At 65.4% G+C, this 24695-nt stretch carries 24 protein-coding genes; 6 read left to right on the forward strand and 18 right to left on the reverse strand.

Annotated features, from left to right (window positions below; translation table 11 throughout):
* Positions 1 to 263 precede the first annotated feature (263 nt).
* From slmA to argB, 3 genes are all read right to left on the reverse strand, one after another.
* Positions 264 to 977 (reverse strand): nucleoid occlusion factor SlmA, encoded by a 714-nt coding sequence (gene slmA / locus CI15_RS06740; RefSeq protein ID WP_062125456.1) that lies wholly within the window; start codon positions 975 to 977, stop codon positions 264 to 266.
* Between the two features lie 41 nt (positions 978 to 1018).
* Positions 1019 to 1786 (reverse strand): HAD-IA family hydrolase, encoded by a 768-nt coding sequence (locus CI15_RS06745; RefSeq protein WP_062125458.1) that lies wholly within the window; start codon positions 1784 to 1786, stop codon positions 1019 to 1021.
* A gap of 157 nt (positions 1787 to 1943) precedes the next feature.
* Positions 1944 to 2843 (reverse strand): acetylglutamate kinase, encoded by a 900-nt coding sequence (gene argB / locus CI15_RS06750; protein WP_062125460.1) that lies wholly within the window; start codon positions 2841 to 2843, stop codon positions 1944 to 1946.
* Positions 2844 to 3110: 267 nt separating this feature from the next.
* On the opposite strand from argB, the gene CI15_RS35210 reads away from it, so the two are divergent.
* The 3 genes from CI15_RS35210 to CI15_RS06760 are packed head-to-tail and all read left to right on the forward strand — an operon-like array spanning position 3111 to position 5233.
* Positions 3111 to 3335 (forward strand): cysteine-rich CWC family protein, encoded by a 225-nt coding sequence (locus CI15_RS35210; RefSeq protein WP_075643676.1) that lies wholly within the window; start codon positions 3111 to 3113, stop codon positions 3333 to 3335.
* A 48-nt stretch (positions 3336 to 3383) separates the two neighbouring features.
* Positions 3384 to 4694, forward strand: a complete 1311-nt coding sequence (locus CI15_RS06755; RefSeq protein WP_062125462.1) for an ATP-binding protein — start codon at positions 3384 to 3386, stop codon at positions 4692 to 4694.
* Positions 4691 to 5233: a response regulator transcription factor gene (locus CI15_RS06760; RefSeq protein WP_062125465.1), complete on the forward strand. Its 543-nt coding sequence runs from the start codon at positions 4691 to 4693 to the stop codon at positions 5231 to 5233. The genes CI15_RS06755 and CI15_RS06760 overlap by 4 nt, the downstream gene beginning before the upstream one ends.
* 95 nt (positions 5234 to 5328) lie before the next feature.
* Here the strand turns inward: CI15_RS06760 and hslU are convergent, their stop codons facing one another.
* The 9 genes from hslU to CI15_RS06805 all read right to left on the reverse strand — a co-directional run bounded on the left by hslU (position 5329) and on the right by CI15_RS06805 (position 14895).
* The gene (gene hslU / locus CI15_RS06765; protein WP_062125466.1) at positions 5329 to 6675 is read right to left on the reverse strand and encodes an ATP-dependent protease ATPase subunit HslU; all 1347 of its coding nucleotides are present in this window, start codon (positions 6673 to 6675) and stop codon (positions 5329 to 5331) included.
* A gap of 10 nt (positions 6676 to 6685) precedes the next feature.
* Entirely contained in the window at positions 6686 to 7222 is a 537-nt protein-coding gene (hslV, locus tag CI15_RS06770; RefSeq protein ID WP_062125467.1) for an ATP-dependent protease subunit HslV, read from the reverse strand.
* Positions 7223 to 7559: 337 nt separating this feature from the next.
* Entirely contained in the window at positions 7560 to 7979 is a 420-nt protein-coding gene (gene dksA, locus CI15_RS06775) for an RNA polymerase-binding protein DksA (protein ID WP_008923580.1), read from the reverse strand.
* A 649-nt stretch (positions 7980 to 8628) separates the two neighbouring features.
* Entirely contained in the window at positions 8629 to 9723 is a 1095-nt protein-coding gene (locus tag CI15_RS06780) for a CobW family GTP-binding protein (protein WP_062125468.1), read from the reverse strand.
* 186 nt (positions 9724 to 9909) lie between these two features.
* Complete coding sequence (locus CI15_RS06785) at positions 9910 to 11112, reverse strand: class I SAM-dependent rRNA methyltransferase (protein ID WP_062125469.1); 1203 nt, start codon at positions 11110 to 11112, stop codon at positions 9910 to 9912.
* 61 nt (positions 11113 to 11173) lie between these two features.
* On the reverse strand, positions 11174 to 12097 hold the full coding sequence (gene xerC / locus CI15_RS06790) for a tyrosine recombinase XerC (protein ID WP_062125470.1): 924 nt from the start codon (positions 12095 to 12097) through the stop codon (positions 11174 to 11176).
* 28 nt (positions 12098 to 12125) lie between these two features.
* The gene (locus CI15_RS06795; RefSeq protein ID WP_062125472.1) at positions 12126 to 12872 is read right to left on the reverse strand and encodes a DUF484 family protein; all 747 of its coding nucleotides are present in this window, start codon (positions 12870 to 12872) and stop codon (positions 12126 to 12128) included.
* Between the two features lie 57 nt (positions 12873 to 12929).
* Complete coding sequence (gene dapF / locus CI15_RS06800) at positions 12930 to 13865, reverse strand: diaminopimelate epimerase (protein WP_062125474.1); 936 nt, start codon at positions 13863 to 13865, stop codon at positions 12930 to 12932.
* A 145-nt stretch (positions 13866 to 14010) separates the two neighbouring features.
* Positions 14011 to 14895, reverse strand: coding sequence for a lipid A biosynthesis lauroyl acyltransferase (locus CI15_RS06805; RefSeq protein ID WP_062125482.1), 885 nt, complete (start codon positions 14893 to 14895; stop codon positions 14011 to 14013).
* A 284-nt stretch (positions 14896 to 15179) separates the two neighbouring features.
* Here CI15_RS06805 and metK point away from each other — a divergent pair, with 284 nt between their 5' ends.
* Positions 15180 to 16370, forward strand: a complete 1191-nt coding sequence (gene metK, locus CI15_RS06810) for a methionine adenosyltransferase (RefSeq protein WP_062125484.1) — start codon at positions 15180 to 15182, stop codon at positions 16368 to 16370.
* Positions 16371 to 16567: 197 nt separating this feature from the next.
* Here the strand turns inward: metK and CI15_RS06815 are convergent, their stop codons facing one another.
* Positions 16568 to 16930, reverse strand: a complete 363-nt coding sequence (locus CI15_RS06815; RefSeq protein WP_062125485.1) for a hypothetical protein — start codon at positions 16928 to 16930, stop codon at positions 16568 to 16570.
* 570 nt (positions 16931 to 17500) lie between these two features.
* Between CI15_RS06815 and CI15_RS06820 the strand changes: the two genes are divergently transcribed.
* Positions 17501 to 18262, forward strand: a complete 762-nt coding sequence (locus tag CI15_RS06820) for a phytanoyl-CoA dioxygenase family protein (RefSeq protein WP_062125487.1) — start codon at positions 17501 to 17503, stop codon at positions 18260 to 18262.
* A 30-nt stretch (positions 18263 to 18292) separates the two neighbouring features.
* On the opposite strand, the gene CI15_RS06825 is transcribed toward CI15_RS06820, so the two are convergent.
* Entirely contained in the window at positions 18293 to 18499 is a 207-nt protein-coding gene (locus tag CI15_RS06825; RefSeq protein WP_062125489.1) for a DUF3185 family protein, read from the reverse strand.
* Positions 18500 to 18715: 216 nt separating this feature from the next.
* Here CI15_RS06825 and mgrA point away from each other — a divergent pair, with 216 nt between their 5' ends.
* Positions 18716 to 19759: an L-glyceraldehyde 3-phosphate reductase gene (mgrA, locus tag CI15_RS06830; protein WP_062125491.1), complete on the forward strand. Its 1044-nt coding sequence runs from the start codon at positions 18716 to 18718 to the stop codon at positions 19757 to 19759.
* Positions 19760 to 19855: 96 nt separating this feature from the next.
* On the opposite strand, the gene CI15_RS06835 is transcribed toward mgrA, so the two are convergent.
* The 4 genes from CI15_RS06835 to CI15_RS06850 all read right to left on the reverse strand — a co-directional run bounded on the left by CI15_RS06835 (position 19856) and on the right by CI15_RS06850 (position 24622).
* Positions 19856 to 20038 carry a hypothetical protein gene (locus CI15_RS06835; protein ID WP_062125493.1) on the reverse strand — a complete coding sequence of 61 codons (183 nt, stop codon included), beginning with the start codon at positions 20036 to 20038 and terminating at the stop codon, positions 19856 to 19858.
* A 325-nt stretch (positions 20039 to 20363) separates the two neighbouring features.
* The gene (locus CI15_RS06840) at positions 20364 to 21641 is read right to left on the reverse strand and encodes an MFS transporter (RefSeq protein ID WP_062125494.1); all 1278 of its coding nucleotides are present in this window, start codon (positions 21639 to 21641) and stop codon (positions 20364 to 20366) included.
* Between the two features lie 132 nt (positions 21642 to 21773).
* Positions 21774 to 23315, reverse strand: a complete 1542-nt coding sequence (locus CI15_RS06845) for an efflux transporter outer membrane subunit (RefSeq protein WP_153041083.1) — start codon at positions 23313 to 23315, stop codon at positions 21774 to 21776.
* Between the two features lie 8 nt (positions 23316 to 23323).
* On the reverse strand, positions 23324 to 24622 hold the full coding sequence (locus CI15_RS06850; protein WP_062125498.1) for an efflux RND transporter periplasmic adaptor subunit: 1299 nt from the start codon (positions 24620 to 24622) through the stop codon (positions 23324 to 23326).
* Positions 24623 to 24695 lie beyond the last annotated feature (73 nt).

Here is a 24695-nt window from a genome sequence, read left to right on the forward strand (position 1 = left end):
AAAGGCTGGGTGCGCGGCTGACGACCTCTTTAGCCGCATTTATAGTGAACCGCGGGCCCTAGGCCTTGGGGTTCGCGCGCCCGCAATCGAGTCAGCAAATCGGCGCGTGAAAGGGTGTGAAACCGGGTGCAACGTGTTCGGGATGCCGTGGCGCGGTCCGTTATGCATCGCGGGCCGCAGCGGCGTCAGGCGCAAAGTATAGCGGAAAAATCCTCGCGGCAGCGGCGCGGGCGGCGCGCCGCGAACGGTACGAGCCTCGCGGACTACTGAAGAATCAGCAGCAGTTGCTCGCTCGCGTGTTCGGCGGGCGGCCGGGCGAATCCGCTGCGCACATAGCGATGCCAGCGGCCGATCACGTAGCTCAACAGCAGGCTCGCGCGGATCGCGGGATCGTAGCCGGCGGGCAGCGCGGCGGTTTGCGGTGGTACGGTCTGTGGGTCGGCGCTGTTTGCGCCGTGCTCGTTGGTATCGGCGAGTGCCTCGGTCTGCGCGAGCCGCAAGCACTGCTTCAACGATGCCTCGACCCGCTCGAGCATGTGGTTGACGCGCTCGGTCAGCCGCTCGTGCTCGCCGACCAGTGCCTCGCAGGTCAGCACGCGCGTCATGCCGGGATTTTTCGCCGGAAAGTTGAGCAGCATCAGCGCGATCGCGCGCGCCTGCAGCACGCCGTTGCTTTCGTGGCTGGTGATCTGGTTGATGAGCCCAAACAGCGTCTGTTCGATGAACTCGATCAGCCCTTCGAACATTTGCGCTTTGCTCGCGAAATGGCGGTACAGCGCGGCTTCGGACACACCGATCCGGGCGGCGAGCGCGGCCGTGGTGACCTTTTCGCTCTTGGGCGCCTCGAGCATGCCGGCGAGCGTCTGCAGGATATGCACGCGACGCTGGCCCGGCTTCGGACGGGGAGAGCGTGGGGCAGCGGACGCCGTGGGGGCGGTTTCGGCTGAAGCTTCGTCAGGCTTGTCGGTCGGCTGCATGGCTGTCGTCCCCCGGCTGATGTCGTTGGCTGCTCTCGTCCCTACTGTCCCCGCTTGGGTCCCTTCCATCGAGCCGAGCGCGTGCTCAGTCGTAGCGATTTTAGCGAACGAACGCTGCGGTCGACATAATGGGGCCGGCCGGTCCCCGGCAGGCGCGTCGGCACGCCGTCCGCGTGAGGCTTGCGCGGCAGATGACCGGTGATCCATACGGTGCGCAGACCGAGCCGCCGGTAGTTCTTCAGGTGCGAACGCGTGTCCTCGACGAGGATCGCGTCTTTCAGCGACACACGCGCGTCGCGCATCGCGCGGCGCAGCATCGCGTGATCAGGCTTCGCACGCCATTGGCGGCGATCGCGCATGTGTTCGATCGCGATCACGCGCTCGAACAGGCGTTCGATGCGCAGTTCGGCGAGCACCGCGCGCGCGTAGGTCTCGGGTGCGTTGGTGAGCACGATCTTGCGGCCCGGGAGCGCCGCGACCAGACGCGCGACGCCGCGCTCATAGCGGATCATCGAGCCGAGGTCGGGGAACGTGTGCACGACTTTCAGAAAATCATGCGCGTCGAGCGGATGGTGCCGCGTGAGGCCGAGCAGCGCCGCGCCGTAGCGCAGCGTGTAGCCGGTGCGCAGCCGGTTGGCTTCGTCGAGGTCGACTTGTAGCGCGTCGATGATGTACTGGGTCATCCCGCGATTGATCGCCGGGAAAATGGCATGCGACGCGCGGTGCAGCGTGTTGTCGAGATCGAACAGCCAGACTGGCTTGCCGCCCGCGATGTCAGGACGGCGGCGCCTTGAAGTGGGGGTGCGCATGGTAGAGGCCTTCAGGCGCTGACGGGTACTTCATGCTGCGGATGCGGCGAGTTTGCCGCATCAACGCCAAGGGGCGCGCACAGCCCGCTAGCCGCGAGGTGTGGCACGGGCGTCGCGCGGCGGTGGCGCGCCCCCCGTGCCTGGGATGTCGCAGCGATCAATGCGAGCGGATCATCGTGCCGAACGGCTGCTCGGTCAGGATCTCGAGCAGCACCGAGTGCTCGATCCGGCCGTCGATGATGTGCACCGAGCGCACGCCGCTCTTCGCCGCATCGAGCGCGGACGAGATTTTCGGCAGCATGCCGCCGGAGATCGTGCCGTCTTCGAACAGGCCGTCGATTTCACGCGCCGACAGGTCGGTCAGCAGATTGCCTTCCTTGTCCATCACGCCGGGGATGTTGGTCATCATCACGAGCTTTTCGGCGTTCAGCACGACTGCCAGCTTGCCTGCGACGAGGTCCGCGTTGATGTTGTACGACAGGCCGTCTTCGCCGAAGCCGATCGGCGAGATCACCGGAATGAACGCGTCGTCCTGCAGCGCCTTGACGACGGCCGGGTTGATCGACTCGACTTCGCCGACCTGGCCGATGTCCACGTACTGGCCCGGATTGTCGCGATCCGGCATCAGCATCTTGCGCGCGTGGATCAGGCCGCCGTCCTTGCCGGTCAGGCCGACCGCGTGGCCGCCGAAGTGGTTGATCAGCATCACGATGTCCTGCTGCACCTCGCCGCCGAGCACCCATTCGACGACTTCCATCGTCTCTTCGTCGGTGACGCGCATGCCCTGGATGAACGTGCCCTGTTTGCCGATTTTCTTAAGCGCCTGGTCGATTTGCGGACCGCCGCCGTGCACGATGACCGGGTTGATGCCGACCAGCTTCAGCAGAATCACGTCGCGCGCGAAGCCCTGCTTCAGACGCTCTTCGGTCATGGCGTTGCCGCCGTATTTGATGACCACGGTCTTACCGTGATACTGGCGAATGTAAGGCAGCGCCTCGGCCAGAATTTCGGCTTTCAGGGTAGGCGCAATCTGCGAGAGGTCGGGAAGCTCGGACATGGCGGCAGGCTCGGGCACGGAACAGTTAAAACAGCGCGAATTGTACAGGACTGGCGCGCTGCAACAGGGTTTTCGGCAGCGGCGCGAGCGACGGGCGGGGCAGGCCTGGCGTACCGCACCATGGCGAGTCTCGGGGCCGGTCGAACCGCAAGCTTAACGCGCTTGCGTGACGGCTGTGCATCGGCCGAACGGACGACTGCACCTAAGGGTATCAGTCATGGCATCATGGTCTGACCGATGTTCCCCGGCCCTCTGCGCCTACCCGCGATGAAACCGTCTTCCGCCCGCTCCGGGCGCAGCGCGCGCTGTCCGCGCTGCGGCAATGCCTTCGACTGCGGCGGCCAGGCCGAGCCGTCGAACTGCTGGTGCCGCGCGTTGCCAGCGCTGCCGGCCGAGCGGCTGGAGCCGGGCGGCCGCTGCCTGTGTCCCGAGTGTCTTGCGGCGGAGATTGCCCGGGCGACACGAGAGGCGAGTGGGGATGAGCGGCCGTGACCAGGCCGCCTGGTCGGCGAGGCGTGTCCGAACGGTTAGACTAGGATCATGCAACGTATAACCAACACCGGCCGGGTCAATCTCGGTCATCTGTTCTGGCTGCGCAGCCTCGCGATCATCGGTCAGTTGCTGACGATCGCCTTCGTGCAGATCTTCATCGGCGCGAATCTGCCGTTGCCCGCCATGTTGCTCGTGATCGCGCTCGAAGTGCTGTTCAACGCGCTCACGTGGTGGCGCGTGTATCAGCAGCGTCCTGAGTCCAACATCGAGCTGTTCGGGCAGATCTGGGTCGATCTGGGAGCGCTGTCGGCGCTGCTGTTCCTGTCTGGCGGCACCACCAATCCTTTCGTGTCGCTGTACCTGCCGTCGCTCGCGATCGCCGCGGCCGTGCTGCCTTGGTATCTGATGGCCTGGCTCGCGGCATTCGCGGTCGCCTGCTACGCGATGCTCAGTTTCGATTCCGTTCCGCTCAATCTCGAGAATCCCGCGAATCTGTTCGACTACTACCGCTCGGGTATGTGGGTGAACTTCATGGTCAGCGTGGGGCTGATTGCATGGTTCGTCGCGCGCATGTCGCGAGCGCTGCGGCTGCGTGACGCGGCGCTTGGCGAAGCGCAGCAACGCTTGCTTCAGGACGAACGGGCGGTCGCACTCGGCGTGCAGGCGGCCACGGTGGCTCACGAAATCGGCACGCCGCTGTCTACAATCGCGATGTTGTCCGAAGAATTGCGCGATGCGGCGCGTACCGACGCGGGTCTGGCGCCCTACCGTGCCGATCTCGAGTTGCTCGAGCAGCAGATGACGCTATGTACGTCGGCGTTGGCGCGGTTGCGCAGCCGCGCGACGACCACGACGAATCGCCAGCCGGTCGCCGAATGGCTCGAATCGTTCGCCGAGCAGTGGCGGCTGCGTCATCCGCACGTGACGTTCGAGCGGATCGGCACAGCGCCCGCCGAAGTCAGTCTCAACGACACGGTGGCCGTCGGTCAGATACTCACGATCCTGCTCGACAACGCCGCGCGCGCGAGCCGCGATCACGTGACGCTGTCGTGCGCGCTGACGGCGCGTGGCGACCAGATCGTGTTCGAAGTGTGTGACCACGGTCCGGGCATTCCGGCCGCACTGCGCGGCTCGCTCGGCGCGATGCCGGTGGACAGCACGCAAGGCGGGCATGGCGTCGGCCTTTACCTGGCATTTTCGGCGGCGGCGCGTCTGAAGGGATCGATCGAGCTGACCGACGCCAACGGCGGGAGGCCGCGCGGCACGCGTGCGGTGCTTCGGCTGCCGCTCGCCGCGCGCAAGATTTCTGGAGCGAGCCCACAAGGCGCCGCGCCATCCAACACGGAGAAACAGGCATGAGCGAAAAGAATTTTCTGGTGATCGACGACGACGAAGTGTTCTCCGGCATCCTCGCGCGCGGCTTGACCCGGCGCGGCTACACGGTGAGCGAAGCGCACAACGCGGACGAGGCGATCCGGCTCGCGAACCAGCAGAAGTTCAGCGAGATCACCGTGGACCTGCATCTGGGCAACGACTCCGGCCTCACGCTCGTCGCGCCGTTGCGCGATCTGCAGCCCGATGCGCGCATGCTCGTGCTGACCGGCTACGCGAGCATCGCGACCGCGGTGCAGGCGGTCAAGGACGGCGCCGACAACTATCTTGCGAAGCCCGCCAACGTCGAGACGATCCTGTCGGCGCTGCAAAGCGAGGCGAGCGCGCTGCAGGCGGAGGAGGCGATCGAGCATCCGCAGCCGCTGTCGGTGGCTCGGCTCGAATGGGAGCATATCCAGCGTGTGCTCGCGGAACACGGCGGCAATATCTCGGCGACCGCGCGCGCGTTGAACATGCATCGGCGGACCTTGCAGCGCAAGTTGGCGAAGCGGCCGGTGAAGCAGTAGGTCGTGCACCGAGCGGCACAAAGCAAAACGGGCTGCCCTTGCAAAGGCAGCCCGTTTTTTTCAGGCATCAGTGCCTGGTGATATTGCCGTGCCGATCACAGCACGTAGCGCGACAGATCCTCGTCCTCCGCGACTTCGTTCAACGCGCGATCGACATACGCCGCGTCGATCTGCACCGCGCGGCCCGAGTGATTGCCCGCCGAGAACGACACTTCCTCGAGCAGCTTTTCGATCACCGTATACAGGCGGCGCGCGCCGATGTTCTCGGTCTTCTCGTTCACCGAGTACGCAATCTCGGCGAGACGGCGGATGCCGTCGTCGGCGAATTCGAGGTGCACGTCTTCGGTCGCGAGCAGGGCCTGATACTGCTTGACGAGGCTCGCGTCCGTCGACACGAGGATCGACTCGAAGTCTTTGACCGACAGCGAATCGAGCTCGACGCGAATCGGGAAGCGCCCCTGCAGCTCGGGAATCAGATCGCTCGGCTTCGCGAGATGAAACGCGCCGCTCGCGATGAACAGGATGTGATCGGTCTTCACCATGCCGTACTTGGTGTTGATCGTCGTGCCTTCGACGAGCGGCAGCAGATCGCGCTGCACGCCCTGACGCGACACCTCGCCGCCGCCCGCTTCGTTGCGCGAGGCGATCTTGTCGATTTCGTCGAGGAACACGATGCCGTTCTGCTCGACGTTCTGCACCGCCTTGGCCTTCACTTCCTCGTCGTTGAGCATCTTGCCGGCTTCTTCGTCGGTGAGCACCTTCAACGCTTCCTTCACCTTCATCTTGCGGCGCGTCTTCTTGCCGCCGCCGATGTTGGCGAACATCGAGCGGATCTGCTCGGTCATGTCTTCCATGCCCGGCGGCCCCATGATGTCCATGCCGACCTGCGGCTGCTCCACGTCGAGTTCGATTTCCTTGTCGTCGAGCTGGCCTTCGCGCAGGCGCTTGCGGAACGTCTGACGCGTGGTGCTGCCTTCATCGGCGGTATCGGTCGAGCTCGAGCTCGAACCGAAGCCGACCGGCCGTGCGGTCGGCAGCAGGATGTCGAGGATGCGGTCTTCGGCCAGATCGCCCGCCTTGGTCCGCACTTTGCGCATTTCGGTTTCGCGGGTCTGCTTGACCGAAATTTCGATCAGGTCGCGCACGATGCTGTCGACGTCGCGGCCCACGTAGCCGACTTCGGTGAACTTGGTCGCTTCGATCTTGATGAACGGCGCGTCCGCGAGCTTCGCGAGACGCCGCGCGATTTCGGTCTTGCCGACGCCGGTCGGTCCGATCATCAGGATGTTCTTCGGCGTGATTTCCTGGCGCAGGGGGTCGTCGACCTGCTGACGGCGCCAGCGGTTGCGCAGCGCGACGGCCACGGCTTTCTTCGCGCGGCCTTGGCCGATGATGTGTTTGTCGAGTTCGGAGACGATCTCGGCGGGGGTCATGGTGCTCATCGATGGGTCCTTACTCGATCGTCTCAATGACGCGGTTATGGTTCGTGTAGATGCACATGTCGCCGGCGATTTCCAGCGACTTCTCCACGATTTCGCGCGGCGACAGCTCGGTGTTGTCGGCAAGCGCCTTCGCGGCCGCCTGCGCATAGGCGCCGCCCGAGCCGATCGCGCAGATCCCGCCTTCGGGATCGAGCACGTCGCCGTTGCCGGTGATGACGAGTGTGGTGGTCGCATCCGCGGCGATCAGCATCGCTTCGAGACGACGCAGCATGCGGTCGGTGCGCCAGTCTTTCGCGAGCTCCACGGCCGCGCGCGTCAGATTGCCCTGATGTTTTTCCAGCTTCGCCTCGAAGCGGTCGAGCAGCGAGAAGGCATCCGCCGTGCCGCCGGCGAAGCCGACCAGCACCTTGCCGTTGTAGATGCGCCGGACCTTCTTCGCGCCGCCTTTCATGACGATGTTGCCGAGCGTCACCTGGCCGTCGCCGCCGAGTGCGACCTTGTTGCCGCGGCGCACGGAAACGATCGTCGTGCCGTGAAATTGCTCCATATGCGTTCCTCTTTGCAAAACGGGTAGGACGCGGCAGCGCTGCGCGCTACCGCATGGATCCAGTTAGCGGACGGCGCGCCGGCCGGCGCGCTCGTGAGCGCATGTCCGGTCTATTTTAGGGCGCGCGCGGTCATATCAAGATCCGCCGAAACGCATAGGACGAAAAAGAAAATCCGCTCAGGGAGCCTGAGAAAAGAGGCGGGGAGGTGCGGTGGGGGTGGCAGGAGGGGCGCAGCTTGCGCGGATGTCGCGCAAAAAGAAAAGGCGCACGGTTCACCGTGCGCCTCTCGACGAAGCAGCGTTTTCGGGCGCTAAGCCGAAGCCGCGCCGCAGGTCATCAGTCGCCGAACAGCTTCTGGCGCAGTTCGCGGCGCTCCTGGGCTTCGAGCGACAGCGTAGCCGTGGGCCGAGCGAGCAGACGCGGAATGCCGATCGGCTCGCCGGTTTCTTCGCACCAGCCGTAGTCGCCCGCCTCGATGCGCGCGATCGATTGCTGAACCTTCTTCAGCAGCTTGCGCTCGCGGTCGCGCGTGCGCAGTTCGAGCGCATGCTCTTCCTCGATCGTCGCGCGATCGGCCGGGTCCGGCACGATGACCGTTTCGCGCAGGTTCTCGGTCGTCTGGCCGGCATTGCGGAGAATGTCCGCCTGCAACTGTTCGAGCCTGTTCTTGAAGAAGGCGAGCTGATCCTCATTCATGTAATCCTTGTCGCTCATCTTCAGGATTTCGGCTTCGGTCAAGAGTCGTTTCGTCGTCATCTGGCTTACTTCTTCAATGTGAGGCAAAACTCTTACATAGTGCCCGCACTTTCGTATTGCCCGCAAAACGCGTCGCGCGGACGCGCAGCGCAGGGTGGCCACGAACGTTGGGCTGTCGTGTCGCCGAAGCGCCTGGCGCCCACACGCCGGGCGTTGCAAGCTACGCCGCTGCGGGGCCGAACTCCTCTGGAAACCGATTCTCAAATGGTCCTGAGGCATCGCTCGCCGGCAAGCGCGTGACCTTTCAGGCCATGCCCGCTGGCGTTTTCGGCGTGTCTCCGGACAAGATTTTCCGGCGCCATTTCAAGCCAGTCGCGGGATACGCGCGACCGGGCAATTCGTTGTCATTCTCCAGTGGGCACGTATTGTAACTGAATCACAATCCGACACCGCAACTGCTGAAATCTGCCCGCGGCGCAGCGATATCCCGAAAATATAACGCGCACAAAGCCAAAAAGCGATGGTCGTGCACGCTTTAATACAGCAGGGTTTTCACGCGCTTTTCATATGGCCTGCTTTCGAATGGCGTTTCGACCGCGATGTCGCATTTTCAGCAGATGATTCACGCCCGCGCAGCCGGCGGCGGCCGTTCCGTGCAACTGCAGTAGCACAGCGCATGCCGCGATGTGTGCGGCATGCGCTAGCCCGCTCAGGCGAGGCAGGCGTCCAGACCGTCGGTGATCAGGTCGCGCGGCAGTTCGATGCCGATGAACACCATCTTGTTGGTTTTCTTCTCGGCCGGTTGCCATTTCGCGGCGAGGTCGCTGCCCATCATTTGATGCACGCCCTGGAACACGACCTTGCGATCGACGCCCTTCATGTACAGCACACCCTTGTAGCGCAGCAGGTGCTCGCCGTAGATCTGCAGAATGCCGCCGAGGAAGTCTTCGAGCTTGTTCGGATCGAACGGACGATCGCTGCGGTAGACGAACGACTTGATCTTGTCGTCGTGATGCGCATGGTGGTGATGCCCGTGATCGTGGCCTTCGTGATCGCAATGGCCATGGTCGTGATCGCAGTCGGCGTGATCGTGGTCGTCGTGCGTGTGGCCGTGCTCGTCGTGCGCATGCGCGTGGCTGTGCGCGTGTTCGTCTTCGGCCAGGAAGTCCGGATCGATTTCGAGCTTCGAGTTCAGGTTGAAGCCGCGCAGATCGAAGATTTCCTTGATGTCCGCTTCGCCGAAATTGACGACCTTGATCGCCGCCTTCGGGTTCATGTGCAGCAGACGGTGGCGCAGATCGGCCACGTGCTGCTCGTCGACCAGATCGGCCTTCGTGATGAACAGCCGGTCCGCGAAACCGACCTGGCGTTGCACCACTTCGTGCTCGTCGAGCTGATGGTTCGCGTGCTTGGCGTCGACCAGCGTGATGATCGCGTCGAGCAGGAATTCGCTCGCGATCTGGTCGTCCATGAAGAAGGTCTGCGCGACCGGGCCCGGATTGGCGAGGCCGGTGGTTTCGATCACGACGCGGTCGAAGTCCACTTCGCCCGCCTGCTTCTTCGCGGCCAGATCGTTGAGCACACGCGACAGGTCGCCGCGAATCGTGCAGCAGATGCAGCCGTTGCTCATCTGGATGATCTGCTCGCTCGTGTCCTGCACGAGGATCTCGTTGTCGATGTTTTCTTCGCCGAACTCGTTCTCGATGACGGCGATCTTCATGCCGTGCTTTTCGTTCAGGATGCGCTTGAGCAGGGTGGTTTTGCCGCTGCCGAGAAAGCCGGTCAGGATGGTGACTGGGATCATGTGGGTCGCCTGTAAGTCGTGAAACGGTGCGTGATCGAACGCTAGCGCAGGGCTAGCCAGATGCGTTAGGCCGGCCGCCGCAGCCGGATGGCGCGCGGCCCTGTCCAGCCGGTTATTGAAACATATTTGCCAGGCGGGCGCAGGGGGCGCCGCCGGCACGTGTAATCACCGCCAAAGTAAGGGCGATCAGGCGATTTGCAACAGCAGCCCCTTCAGATACTCGCCTTCGGGAAATGCAGTCAGCAGCGGATGATCGACGCCCGCGCCAAGGCGCTTCAGGATGCGTGCGTCGACGCGCGCGTCGGCGGCCGCGCCCGCCACGATCTTCTGGAACAGCTCGGAATCGATCGCGCCCGAGCACGAGTACGTGAACAGCAGCCCGCCCGGACGCAGCAGCTTCAGGCCGGTCAGATTGATGTCCTTGTAGGCGCGCGAAGCGCGGTCCACGTGCTCGCGCGATGGCGCGAATTTCGGCGGATCGAGCACGATCAGGTCGAAGCGCTCGCCTTCGTCGTAGAGGCGCCGCAGCGTCTTGAACGCGTCGGCGTCGAGCCAGCTTGCGCGCTCGGCGTCGAAGCCGTTGGCCGCGACGTTCTGCTGCGCCAGCGCGAGCGCTTCACCCGACGAATCGACCGACACCACGCGCTTCGCGCCACCCTTGAGCGCCGCGAGCGAAAAGCCGCCGGTGTAGCAGAAGCAGTTCAGGACCTCGCGATCCTGCGCGAACTGCTGCACGAGCAGGCGGTTGTCGCGCTGGTCGACATAGAAGCCGGTCTTGTGACCGTTGCGCACATCGACGTGATAGCGCACGCCGTTTTCGCTCGCGATCAGCTTCTCCGACGGCGGCTCGCCCGCGAGCACGCCGGTGATCTGCTCGAGCCCTTCCTTCTGACGGATCGACACGTCCGAGCGCTCGTAGACGTTCGGGCAACCCGTCGCGCCGACCAGCGCCGCGACGATTGCGTCCTTCCATGCCTCGACGCCGGCCGCCATGAACTGGCAGACGAGCTGGCTGCGCTGGTCCGCGTCCTCGGCGACGTAGTGATCGACGATCAGGCCCGGCAGTCCGTCCGCCTCGCCGAAGATCAGCCGCACGGCGCCGGTGTCGCGCACCATCGCCTGCCGATGCGCGAACGCGCGCTGCACGCGGCGCTTGAAGAACGCGTGATCGATCGGCTCGGCTTCGTCGAAGCTCCAGACGCGCGCGCGGATCTGCGAGTGCGGACTGTAGGCGGCGCGCGCGAGAAAGCGGCCGTCGTGCGCGCGCACGAGCACGGTCGCGCCGGGCGCGGGCTTGCCGTCGACGTGCTCGATCGCATTGGCGTAGACCCACGGATGGCGGCGCAATAGCGATTTTTCTTTCGACGGTTTGAGCGTAACGGTATTCATCAGGTGTCGGTAAAGTGCGAGCGAACACAACGCGCCGCGGCGTGCGGCGTCAGTCGCGTGATCAGTTGCGTTTCTTGGCGCGAGGATGCGCGCTGTCGTAGACGTGGGCGAGATGCTGGAAATCGAGCCCGGTATAAACCTGCGTGGCGGTGATGCTCGCGTGGCCGAGCAGTTCCTGCACGGCGCGCAGATCGCCGCTCGACTGCAGCACGTGCGTCGCGAACGAATGGCGCAGCACGTGCGGATGCACGTTGGCCGGAATGCCGGCCGCGAGCGCCGCGCGCTTCACGCGCTCGCGCACGACGTTCGGTGACAGCCGGTTGCCGCGCGTCGACAGGAAGAGCGGATGTGGGTCGTGGCGGACCATCTGGTCGCGCACCGCGAGCCATGCGTTGAGCGCTGCGACCGCCTTGCTGCCCACCGGCACGACGCGGCGCCGCTCGCCTTTGCCGAGCACTTCGACTTCGCCTGAATCGAGCTTGAGCCAGCCGGCCGAGCGATGGCCGTCGACGTCGGCGAATCGCACGTCGAGGCCGACCAGCTCGGCGAGGCGCAAGCCCGACGAGTAGAACAGTTCGAGCATCGCGTGGTCGCGCAGGCCTTCGGGGGAGTCGGCGGTCGGGCTGTCCATCAGGCGCGCGGTGTCGTCGACAGACAGCGCCTTCGGCAGCGTTTTCGGCTGTTTCGGCGCACGCACCGCGGCGACCGGATTGGCCGGCAGTTCGACGCGGCCCGCGAACCAGCGATAAAACGCCCGCCACGCCGACAGCCGGTGACTGATCGATCGCGCGGTGAGGCCGCCCGCATGCGCGCGCGATACGGCGCCGCGGATGTCGACGGCGGTGAGGCTTTCGAGCGCTCGGCCTTTGGCGAGCTGCTTCAGTTCTTCCAGCTCATGCGTATAGCCGCGCAGCGTATGCGCCGACAGCCGCCGCTCGTGCTCGAGATGCGACAGATAGGCGGCGATCGGGTCGGCGGCGGTCACGGTAGGCGGCGAGGTGGCGTGGCGCGGCTCAGCGCGGCAGCAGCCGGCTCAGCGCGGCGCTCGCGAGCGCGCCGATCTGGGTGAGGAAATCGGTGGCCATGCCTTCGTGGAAGCGTCGCGGGTCGGACGAGCCCATCACCAGCAGGCCGAAGGTCGGTGCGTCTTCGGTGCCCGCGGGGTCGCGCAGCGCGAGCAGCGCGATCGACTCCGTGGTTTGCGCCGTGTCGCTCGCCGCGGCGCCCTGGTCGTCGGCCGCGCTTGCTGCCGTGATGGTCGCGGCATTGGACGCGCTCGCCGCTTGCGCGAGCCACTGCGCGGCCTCGAAGCCGGTGTTCGCGCCACAGTACGGCGTGCTCAGGCTGCCCGCGAAAATGCGCACTTCCTCGCTGACGTGGCGCGCGAAGTCGGCTTGCGCATAAGGCTCGGCGACATCCCACACGCGCAGCGCCGCTTGCGGCACATCGAAGATATCGCGCAGTCCGCTCGCGATCGTGCGCGGCAGCGCGTACGGATCGCGCTCGGCCATCACGCGGATGGTCCAGCGGTTGAATTTCGACGCGATGCTGTCGTTCTCGTGACCGTAGCGCAGCAGCTCGGCGAGACGTCGCTCGAGATGCTTGTTCTTGTCGCGCAGCATCTCCATCTGCCGCTCCTGCAGCGACACCGCGGCTTTGCCGTGCGGGTTCGCGAGCCGGATCGTCGCGAGCGTTTCCGCGTGTTCGACGAAGAATTCGGGATTGGCTAGCAGGTATTCGGCGACTTCGCGATCGTTCATAGTTTCGGCTAGAGGACTACCGGATGACCGCCTCGCGGCGGCGCGTCGGTCAATGAGTTAGACGGAGGGTGCCACGGCGGCCGGGTTGGACGGATTGTGCCGCGACGAGTCTGCCGATGCACTGGACACTTCATCGGCCAACTCGATCTCGCCTTCGAAGACGGTGGTCGCGGGTCCGGCCATCAGCAGCGGCGCGCCTGCCTGCGCGTTGTCCCATGTGATGGTCAGATCGCCGCCGTGTGTATGCACGAGCACCGGCGAGTCCAGCAGCCCGCGGCGGATGCCGGTGGCGACCGCCGCGCAGGCGCCGGTGCCGCACGCGAGCGTTTCGCCCGCGCCGCGTTCGTAGACGCGCAGCCGGATCTCGCTGCGGCTGACGATCTGCATGAAGCCGGCGTTGACCCGCTGCGGGAAGCGCGTGTGCCGCTCGATCGCCGGGCCTTCGACCAGCACCGGGAACGCTTCGGCATCGTCGACGACCTGCACCGCGTGCGGATTGCCCATCGACACCGCCGAGATCCAGCGCGTCGTGCCGTTCACGTCGAGCGGCCAGAGCGTGTCCGTGCCTTCGCGGCGGCCTTGCAGGCCCTTGGTCGCGAACGGTACGTGCTCGGGATCGAACACCGGTGCGCCCATGTCGACGATCACTTCGCCGTTGTCCTGCATCGTCAGCGTGATCGTGCCTTTTTGCACCTGTACATGCACGCTGCGCTGGTCGGTGAGGCCGCGCTCGCGCACGAACTTGACGAAGCAGCGCGCGCCGTTGCCGCAGTGCTCGACCTCGCCGCCGTCGCAGTTGAAGATGCGGTATCTGAAATCGACGCCGTCGACGGTCGGCTTTTCGACCAGCAGCAACTGGTCGGCGCCGACGCCGAAATGGCGATTCGCGAGCGCGCGCACCTGCGCCGTGGTCAGGCTGACCGGTTGGGTGTAGCCGTCGAGCACGACGAAGTCGTTGCCGGCGCCGTGCATTTTGGTGAACTTGAGCTTCACGTTTTCCGTGTATTCGTTGCTGCGTAGGGCTTCCCGTGTGCGGGCGAAGCCGGAATCCTGGTGTCGGCGGCCGCTGGGTGAGTCACCCGTTCGAGCCGCGTTGGACCAATAGGAGATGATACACGTTGGCACATCGCACTGATTGTCAATACACCCCCGGCACCCCCGGCGGCCGGGTCTTGAAGCGCTTGTGCACCCAGTAATACTGCTCGGGCATCAACGGAATCTGCTCTTCGAGAAACTCGTTCATGCGTCGCGCGTCAGCGTCATCGTCGCCGGTCGGGTAGTTGTCCCAGGGCTTGAAGACCTTGAGCCGGTACCCCTTGTAGTTCGGCAGCACTTCGCCGATGAACGGCACGACCTGCGCGTGCCCGACCTTCGCGAGACGGCCGACCGCAGTCAGCGTGCAGGTCGGTATCCCGAAGAACGGCACGAACGTCGAATTGCGCGCGCCATAGTCCATGTCAGCGCCGAGCATCACCGGTTTGCGTTCACGCAGCCAGCGCAGCACGACGCGTGCGCTGTCCGCGCGGCTCGCCATGTCCGCGCCGAAACGCGCGCGCGCCGCTTTCGCGACTTCCTCGAGCTCCTGATTCGACATCGGCTGATAGAGCGAGCCGCACCGGCGCTTGAGCGAATAGTTCAGAAAGATCGAGCCAGCCTCGATGCCGACGAAATGAAGGCCGAGAAACAGGGTGGGCGGCAGGTTCGGGTCCGTCAGGTCGATCGCGCTGTCGAGCTGGATCAGCTTCTCGAGCTTCTTCGCCGAGCCAAACCACTGCACGCTGCGCTCCAGATAGCTGCGGATCGCGTGACGGAAATGCTTCTGCGCGACGTCCTCGCGACGTTCGTCGCTCCACTCGGGGAAGCACAGCTTCAGATTCGTATGAACGATGCGCTTGCGCCGGCTCGGGACCTGGTAGAGCAGCCAGCCGAGGCCGTCACCGAGACGGGCGACGAAACCATAGGGCAACAAGGCAAAGAGTTTGAGCAGCCCGATCGCGAGCTTCGCGCCGTAGCGACTCAGCATGCAGCCTCCGGGCGCACGGCCCCGCTGGGGGCGAAATTCTGGGCAGCGGAAAAATTGACGTGATACCGCACTCGTTTGGACTCTGTGACATTCAGGGGAAGTCGCTATAATAAGGGCTTCGCCGAGTTAATAGACAACTTGCGGGGCGAAGCCGGCGGGTGCGGTCCATGGTTTCCATGGGTTTGCGTCCACCGGTCATGTAATCCGCTAAAGCGTCGCCGCTTCAGACTCCCGAAGTCGGCTACGTGGAACGCAACCATACCCACTAAACAGGAGTCTGCAACGTGGCAAACGACTATCTCTTCACTTCCGAATCCGTTTCCGAAGGCCATCCCGACAAAGTCGCGGACCAGATCTCGGACGCGATCCTCGACGCCATCCTGGCTCAAGACAAGTACTCGCGTGTCGCGGCCGAAACGCTGTGCAACACGGGTCTCGTCGTGCTGGCCGGTGAAATCACCACGACCGCAAACGTTGACTACATCCAGATCGCGCGCAACACGATCAAGCGCATCGGCTACGACAACACCGACTACGGCATCGACTACCGCGGCTGCGCGGTGCTCGTCGCGTACGACAAGCAGTCGCCGGACATCGCCCAGGGCGTGGACCGCGCGCATGACAACAACCTCGACCAGGGCGCGGGCGACCAGGGCCTGATGTTCGGTTACGCCTGCGAGGAAACGCCGGAACTGATGCCGCTGCCGATCCACCTGTCGCACCGGCTCGTCGAGCGTCAGGCGAATCTGCGCCGCGACGGCCGTCTGCCTTGGCTGCGTCCGGATGCGAAATCGCAGGTCACGGTGCGCTACGTCGACGGCAAGCCGTATTCGATCGATACCGTCGTGCTGTCCACCCAGCATTCGCCGGACATCGACCTCGCCACGCTGCGCGAAGCGGTGATCGAGGAAGTGATCAAGCCGACGCTGCCGGCCGAGCTGATCAAGGGCGACATCAAGTTCCTCGTGAACCCCACGGGTCGCTTCGTGATCGGTGGTCCGCAGGGCGATTGCGGTCTTACGGGCCGCAAGATCATCGTCGATACGTACGGCGGCGCGGCGCCGCACGGCGGCGGCGCGTTCTCGGGCAAGGATCCGTCGAAGGTCGACCGCTCGGCAGCCTACGCTGGCCGTTACGTCGCGAAGAACATCGTGGCCGCAGGCCTCGCGTCACGCTGCCTGATCCAGGTCTCGTACGCCATTGGCGTCGCCCAGCCGACCTCGGTGATGGTCAACACGTTCGGCACGGGCCGCGTGTCGGATGCGACGATCACGGAACTCGTGCGTCAGCATTTCGACCTGCGTCCGAAGGGCATCATCCAGATGCTCGACCTGCTGCGCCCGATCTACGAGAAGAGTGCGGCTTACGGTCACTTCGGCCGCGAAGAGCCGGAATTCACGTGGGAAGCCACCGACAAGGCGCTCGCACTCGCCGAAGCGGCTGGTACCGAGCCGGTCGCGGCGCTCGCCGAATAAGCGAGAACCGATAGCGGCCTGATGGCAAAAAACCCCGCCGGCGTGAGCCGGGCGGGGTTTTTTCTTTGTCTGTCGATGGCGCGACGATGCGTTGGCGGTGGTGCGCTAGAACTTGGGCGGTACTGCAAGCCCTGCGGTGAACAGGCAGCCGCGCAGCGGTCTAGCCGCTGCGTGCGTGATTCACCGACACGGCAATGTCACCGGCTCGCAAAGACGAACCCGAACCACCCGCTGCTGCTCGTCGACAGCCGACGCGGCCTGCGGCTCGTAGGCGTGTGCTCTGCCGGCGCGCGTTTCGCGACCGCGAGGCGCAACGGCGTGGGTTTGCGCAGCAGCGTGCGCAGCGACAGACGGCGCGTGCCGCTTTGCTGGCGCAGCGCCAGGAAGAACGTTTGGAACCAGGTGCGAATGCCGTCAACGGCCTTCGTGTCGCGCCACTGTTCGCCGAGCGCACGCGTGCGGGCGGCATGGTGGCGCAGCGCTCGCATCATATGACGGCGCGCGGGACGCGCCGCTTTCAGCGCGGCGCGGGTAAGACGGGTGCTCAAAAGAGTATGCATGGCTTCACGATTAGGCAATGTACCGCACGTCGGCGCGTGCATCGGATGTGCACGGACAAAGAGCACCATATGTGCCAATGACGGGGTTGCGATGGACGGCCTGAAAGCGGGAAATTCGGTGCGGATCGTGGCGCGGGAGTCCACGACGCGAATCACGGCGCACGGCGCAGCGAAGATAGAACGCGGAGAAAGCGGCGGATCGAGCCCTGACGGCCCGCGCACAACAGAAAAGTGCGTAAGCGACGATCGACATGTGCGCAGGCTACACGGGAACCGTGACGTCAGAAAGTCGGTTATACCCTGCGAGCCAGGTGTTCCTCCTGATCGAATCGCCGCGGAGATTCGCGTGATCTCTCCCGCTTGAGGGCGATTTGCGTGCGCGTTTGCCCAGCGAAAGTGCGACGCTAACGCAGCGCGCGCCTGAAACCGGTGCATCGGCGCGCCGGGCGGTGTGGGGACCGACCGGGGCAAAACATGAGCAGAACGCGAAGCCGCCCGTCGCGAAACAACGCACCCCGATCGCGCCCGTTTTACAATCGAACATCAGTTAGTCGACGGTAACGGAACACCATGTCACTCCATTCGAAGAAAGAGCAGATTCAAACGTTGCGGGAGCAGGGTTTTGTCGTGGTGCCAGGACTCGTGTCGCCCGAGCGTTGCGACGAGCTGAGGCGGATCGCGCAACGCCAGCTGCAGGAAGCGGCGGCGCCGATCGAATTCGAAGCGGATCTGCAGTATCCAGGCGCGCCGTCATCGAAGGACGCGCCTGGCGGACATACGGTGCGACGCCTGCTCGACGCGTATGGGCGTCATCCGGCGTTCGCGCAATGGGCGACCGCCCCCGAGATCCGCGGCTGGATGGAACTGTATTTCGGCGAGGAGCCACGCCTGTCGCGCGCGCATCACAACTGCATGATGACCAAGCACCCCGCCTACGGCAGCCTGACCGGCTGGCATCGCGATGTGCGCTACTGGTCGTTCGAGCGCGACGATCTGGTTTCGGTATGGCTCGCGGTCGGTCCTGAAACTGTCGATAACGGCGCCTTGTGGTTCGTGCCGAATTCGCACGGCGCCGCATTCACGTCCGAGCGTTTCGACGAAGCGAAATTTTTCCGCACGGATCTCGCGGAGAACGAGGCCGCGATTCGCACCGCGGTGTCGCCCGAGCTGAAAACCGGCGACGTCGTGTTCTTCCACTGCAACACGCTGCACTCGGCCGGCAAGAATCTCAGCGATGAGGTGAAGTTCTCGCTGGTGTTCACCTATCACGGTGCGAGCAACGTGCCGCTACCCGGCACGCGCTCGGCTGCGAAGCCCGAGATCGCGTTCTAGGTTGTTGCGTCGTGGGCCTCGCGCTAACGCTCAGCGCCTGCGCCCCGACAACGCGACCCCCGTCAGCCCGGCGAGTGTCGCCACCACACCCGCGACGATCAGCACGATCGCCTTGTTGCTCGGCGAACCGGTAAAGAAGCGCGACACGTCGCTGCTGACCGAATTGAACGCCTGCCCGCCGAAATACAGCAGCACGATACCGCCGACAATCAGCGCGATCGAAATCGCTTTCGTCATCTGTTCCTCCTATCGACCTGAACCGGCCAGAGTGTAGGTGAGCCTTGCTGGCCCGTCCATCCCGCATACTGGGTGCCTGCAAGGGCGGCGTCGATTGGCTAACATAGCGGTCTGGCCGCACCACAACAACACATCTGCCGAGCAGCACGCCTCTCCTCACGCGCGAATCCTCAAGCCCGCAATCGTCGGGCGATCTCATCGACAAGGACACTAGCAATGGCTTACGAAGCAGCTTCAGAACGCTATTCGGACATGCAATACCGCGTCTGCGGCAAGTCGGGTCTCAAACTGCCGGCGCTGTCGCTCGGCCTGTGGCACAACTTCGGCGACACCACGCCGATCTCGACGCAGCGTGACATCCTGCGCACGGCCTTCGACCTCGGCATCACGCACTTCGATCTGGCGAACAACTACGGCCCGCCGTATGGCAGCGCGGAAACCAATTTCGGGCGTCTGTTCAAGGACGATTTCAAACCGTATCGCGACGAACTGCTGATTTCGTCGAAGGCCGGCTGGGATATGTGGCCGGGCCCGTACGGCCAGGGCGGCGGTTCGCGCAAGTACGTGCTCGCGAGCCTCGATCAGAGCCTGAAGCGCATGGGCCTCGATTACGTCGACATTTTCTATTCGCATCGTTTCGACGCGCACACGCCGCTCGAGGAAACCGCGGGCGCATTGGCCAGCGCGGTGCAGCAGGGCAAGGCGCTCTACATCGGCATTTCGTCCTACTCGTCGGCGAAGACGCTTGAAATGACGAAGCTGCTCGCCGAATACAAGGTGCCGCTGCTGATCCATCAGCCGTCGTACAACATGCTGAACCGTTGGATCGAGCACGACCTGCTCGACACGCTCGACGAAGTCGGCGCCGGCGCGATCGCTTTCACGCCGCTCGCGCAGGGGCTATTGACCGGCAAGTACCTGAACGGCGTGCCGGCCGATGCGCGCGTCAACAAGCCGGGCGGCGGTTCGCTGAAAGACGAGCATCTGAGCCCGCAGAATATCGAGCACGTGCGGAAGCTGAACGACATCGCGCAACGACGTGGCCAGAGTCTCGCGCAGATGGCGCTCGCGTGGGCGTTGCGCGACACGCGCGTGACCTCGGTGCTGATCGGCGCGAGCCGCGCGGAGCAGGTGCGCGAGAACGTCGGCGCGCTGAAGAACCTCGCGTTCTCGGCCGACGAACTCGCCGAGATCGATCGCTTTGCGACCGAAGGCGGGATCAACCTGTGGGAAAAGCCGTCGACGGATCAGGCGATCTGATCGCGTGATATTGCGTCCGCGCATCTGGCGGACAGGCGAAAGAAAAAGCCGCACGCTCCAGCGTGCGGCTTTTTTAGTTGGTACTCCGCCGCGCCGCTACACGAGCGCCGGCAGACCCTCGACCAGCGCCACCGCGCACATCACACCGATCAACGCGCCGAGCACTCGCAGCGCGTTGTGTCGCAGTTCGGTCTTGCAGGGCAGCGCGCCGACGAATAGCGCGCCCGCCAACGCCATCGGAATGACCAGGATGAAATCGGCGATCGTAAAGTACGTCATCTTCGTCTCCTCCCATGCGGGATGGTTGCTGTGTCGTTCCGGCAGAGGCGGTGGCTGCGAAATCATGCAGCGCCCGCGCACGAATCGAGTATAGGAGACAGATGGAGCGACGCGCCGACAGGACATCGCTCGCAGGCGCTTATTCGCAAGCTGCTGAACCCCGGCGCGGCGGGGCATACGGCGATTGGCGCGGCGCAGCAACTGTGGTCGGAAACAGGAAACGCCTGCTTACGCGAGCCTTTCGTTTTGCCGGCAATCCATGCGGGATGCGTAAGAGCGTGCCGCTCGCGACCCTCGAACCGGGCAGCGCGAGCGAGCCGCCGCGCTATTCGCGTGCGCGCAGGCGCATCGCCGCGATCAGCCCGATCACGAGCAACGCACCGACCAGTCCGACGACCCCGTTCCAGCCATGGCTGGCCCAGACATGGCCCCCGTACGAGCCGATCAGACTCGAGCCGATGTAGTACGCGAGCAGATAGAGCGCCGCAGCCTGGCCCTTGGCGTCTTTCGCCAGACGCCCAACCCAGCCGCTCGCGACCGAGTGCCCGGCAAAGAACCCGAACGTCACGCATGCGATACCGGTCGCGATCGCCGCGAGCGGATGCAGCATCGTCAGCGCGAGGCCGATCACCATCAGCAGCAGGCTCGCGAGCAGCACGCGCGCGCGGCCGAACGTATCGGCCATGCGTCCGGACCACGGCGACGCGACCACGCCGACCAGATAGACGATGAAAATCGCGCCGATCTCGGTCTGATTCAGCCGATACGGCGGCGCGAGCAGCCGGTAGCCGATGTAGTTGTACAGCGTGACGAAGCTGCCCATCAGCACGAAGCCGAGCAGGAACAGCAGCGGCAGGCCCGGTCGCGTGAACTGCCGCAGCAGCAGCTTGCGGTGATGCGCGAAGCCGAGCCCGCGGCGCGGCACGAAATGGCGTGATGGCGGCAGCAGCGCGCGGAACGCGAGCATCGACAGCAGGCCGAGCACGCCGATCGTGCCGATTGCGACGCGCCACGAAAACAGGTCCGCGACCACGCCGGTGATCACCCGTCCGGCCATGCCGCCGATCGCCGTGCCGCCGACGTACAAGCCCATCGCTAGGCCGAGGCCGTCGGGATGCACCTCCTCGGCGAGATAGGCCATCGCGACGGCCGGCACGCCGCCGAGCGCGAGTCCTTCGAGCGTGCGCAACACGAGCAACTGATGCCAGTGCGGCGCTACCGACACACCGATCGTCAGCACCGCCGACACGGTCAGCGAAAGCGTCATCAGCTTGTGCCGGCTCCAGCCTTCGGAGACGAACCCGGCGATGAAAATCGCGAGTGCGAGCGCCGCGGTCGATAGCGACAGCGACAGACTGCTTTGCGCAGGCGTCACGTTGAACGCCTCGGAAAACGACGGCAGCAGCGGCTGCACACAGTAGAGCAGCGAGAACGTCGCATAGCCGGCGAACAGCAGCGCGACGCTCGCGCGCCAGTACGCGCGCGAGCCGCGTTCGAGGTAGGGGATGTCCGATACGACGGTGGCGCCGACGGAAACAGCCTGGGCTGCGGAGGGGGAGGGAACGGCAGATGCTGTCCGCTGGGATTGCGGCGGCAGGGTCACAACAGAACTCCTTGGGTCACACGGAAAAGCGCAAAGGTGTTAAGGATACGCTGAAAACGCCTTTCGGGCCGGCGGCGCGGGCAACGCGGCGCGTGATCCGCCGCCCGCCGCCCGCCGCGCGTCCATCTGGCGCTAACCGTGCGTCGCGGCTTCGCTGGCCGGCGTCGGCGCCGGCGCGGCTGTGGAATCCGAACGCGCCGAAGGATGCACGAGCGTATCGACGCCCGGCGTATCGACGCCCGGCAGCGCCGTGGTGTCCCAGCCGCCGCCGAGCGCCTTCACGAGCGCGACACTCGCGGCCATCCGGCGGCGCGCGATCGCGACCGCGGTGCGCTCGTTGGTGAGCGCGGTCGTCTGCGTGACGACCACGTCGAGATAGGTGATCGCGCCGTTCCGGTAGCGGTCCGACACGACCGCGAGTGCGCGGCGCGCGGCCGCGACCGCGTCGTCCTGCGCGGTGGCTTCCTGTTCGAGCACGCGCAGCGCGGCGAGGTTGTCCTCGACCTGGCCGAACGCGTTCAGCACCGTCTGCCGATACTGCGCGACGCTTTCGTCGTATTGCGCGCGGGCCTGTTCCTTGACGGCCGCGCGGCCGCCGAAGTCGAGCAACGTGCCCGCGAGCGTCGGCCCGAGCGACCACAGCCGGCTGGGCGCGAGCAGCCACTGGCTGTAGTTGGTCGCCTCGAGCCCGCCCGTCACGGCCAGCACGAGGTTCGGGAAAAACGCCGCGGTGGCCACGCCGATCTGCGCGTTCATCGCGGCGACGTGCCGCTCGGCGGCCGCGATATCGGGACGCCGTTCGAGCAAACCGGACGGCACGCCGGCCGCCGCGACCACCGGTACCGCGACGAGCGGCGCGACGGGCAGCGTGAAGGTCGAGGGCGGCTGGCCGATCAGAATCGCGATCGCATGTTCGAGTTGCGCGCGTTGCACGCCGAGGTCGAGCGCCTGCGCCTGGGTGGTCTTCAGCTGCGTTTGTGCCTGCGCGACGTCGGCATCGGTCGCGATGCCGCCTGCGTAGCGATGTTGCGTCAGTTCGAGCGCTTCCTGATAGGCCTTGATCGTGTCGTCGAGTAGCTGGCGCTCCTGATCGAGACCGCGCAGCTCGAAGTAGTCGGTGGCGAGTTCGGCCTGCATCGACAGCAACACGGCGTCGACGTCGGCGGCGCTCGCCTGCGCGCCGGCCTTCGCGCCCTCGACGCTGCGCGACACGCGGCCCCACAGGTCGGGCTCCCACGACGCGTCGAGCTGCACCAGATAGTCGTTCAGCGTGAGACCGGCCGTCGATTTATGCAGCACGTTCTCGGAGGTCCGCGTGCGCGAATACTGGGCCCCCGCGCTGACCACCGGGAAGAATTGCGAGCGATATTGCGCGACGGTCGCGCGCGACGCGCGAAAGCGCGCTTCGGCGGCCTGCACGTCCTGGTTCGCGCTCGCGACCTGCGATTCGAGCGCATCGAGCGATGCGTCGTCGTAGATGCGCCACCACGCGCCGCGCGTGAATGTGTCGGCGGGTTGCGCGGGCTTCCAGCCGGTGCCTTCGAGTTCGCGCCAGGTCGCGGGCGCGACGGCGGCGGGCTTCACGTAGTCGGGGCCGACGGTGCAGGCGCTGAGCGCGCCGGCGAGGGCGAGCGCGACTGCCGATGCGCGGAGGGAAACGCGCGCTGACGCCATCTTCATGATCACGTCCTCGCGGCCGGCCGCGCGCCGGCCTGCGCCGCTGGTGCGCTGGCCGCCGCACCGGTCGCGCCTTCCGAGCCCGCCCCGCCTTCCGCCTTATGCGGCACGATCCGCACCGGCGCACCATCGACGATCGAATCCTGCGGATTCAGAATCACCTGCTCGTTGCCCTGCAAACCCGACACGATCGCGACGCGCGTGCCGAAGTCCGTGCCGAGCGAGACCGGCAGCAGCTTCACCTTGTGCTGCGCATCGACGGTCGCGACCTTCACGCCGTCGGGACGGAACAGCAGCGCGTTACCCGGCAGCGTGAATGACACGGTGCCCGCGCCGAGCGCGAAATGCACCTGCGCGTAGGCGCCCGGCAACAGCTCACCACTGCGATTGTCGACGTCGACTTCGACGAGCATCGTGCGCTGCTGCGGATCGACCGCGCCCGCGGTGCGCGCGACCGTCCCCGGATAGTGCCGCGACGGCGTCTCGGTCAGCGTCAGATACGCGCTCTGCTGCGCGCGAACCTGCTGCGCGTACGCCTGCGGCACGTTCACGTAGACGCGCAGCCGGTCCGCCTGGGCGACATGAAACAGCTCCTTCGCGGGACCGCCCGAGCTGCCCGCGTCGATCAGCGCGCCGACGTCGACGTTGCGCGCGGTCACGGTGCCGTCGAACGGCGCGTAGACCTTCTGGAACGACTGCGTCTTTTCGAGGCGCGCGACGTTGAAGCGCGCCGCGTCGAGCGTGGCTTTTTTCGCGAGCATGTCGCCGACCTTTTCGTCGGTCTCCTGCTTCGACACCGACTTGCTCCTGAGCATCTCCGTCCAGCGATCCGCGGTGCTCTTCGCGAGCGCGTAGTTCGCGTTGGCGTTCGCGAGATCGGCGCGGGCGGCGCGCAACTGGTCGTCGACTTCGGGCGTGTCGATTTCCGCGAGCAGCTGACCGTTCTTCACGCGCGCGCCGATGTCGGCGTACCACTTCTTCAGATAGCCGTTGGTGCGTGCGTAGATCGGCGTGTCGAGAAACGCCTGCACGTTGCCGGGTAGCACGAGATCGAGCCCGGCCGACGACTTCTGCGGCTGCACGACTTCGACGCTCATCTGGCTCGCGTGCTCGGCGTCGCGTTCGAGCGCGGCATGCGCATCTTGGCGCGACCAGATGCCCTGCGCGGCGAGCGCGAGCACCGCGACGGCGGCCGCGATCAGGATCAGGCGTGTGCGCCGGGCTTTCGCCGGGTCTTGCGCGGCGGGGCCGCCGGAACCCGAGCCTGAGCCCGAACCTGAGCCGTCTGGACGTTGTGCTTCCATCAAACTTCCCCTCTGAAATTGCATGGGCAGTGGAGGCTGCCTCTTGTGCGGCCACAGCGCATGCCGGCCTTCG

The sequence above is a fragment of the Paraburkholderia monticola genome (assembly GCF_001580545.1).
In the GTDB taxonomy this organism is placed as follows: Bacteria; Pseudomonadota; Gammaproteobacteria; order Burkholderiales; family Burkholderiaceae; genus Paraburkholderia; species Paraburkholderia monticola.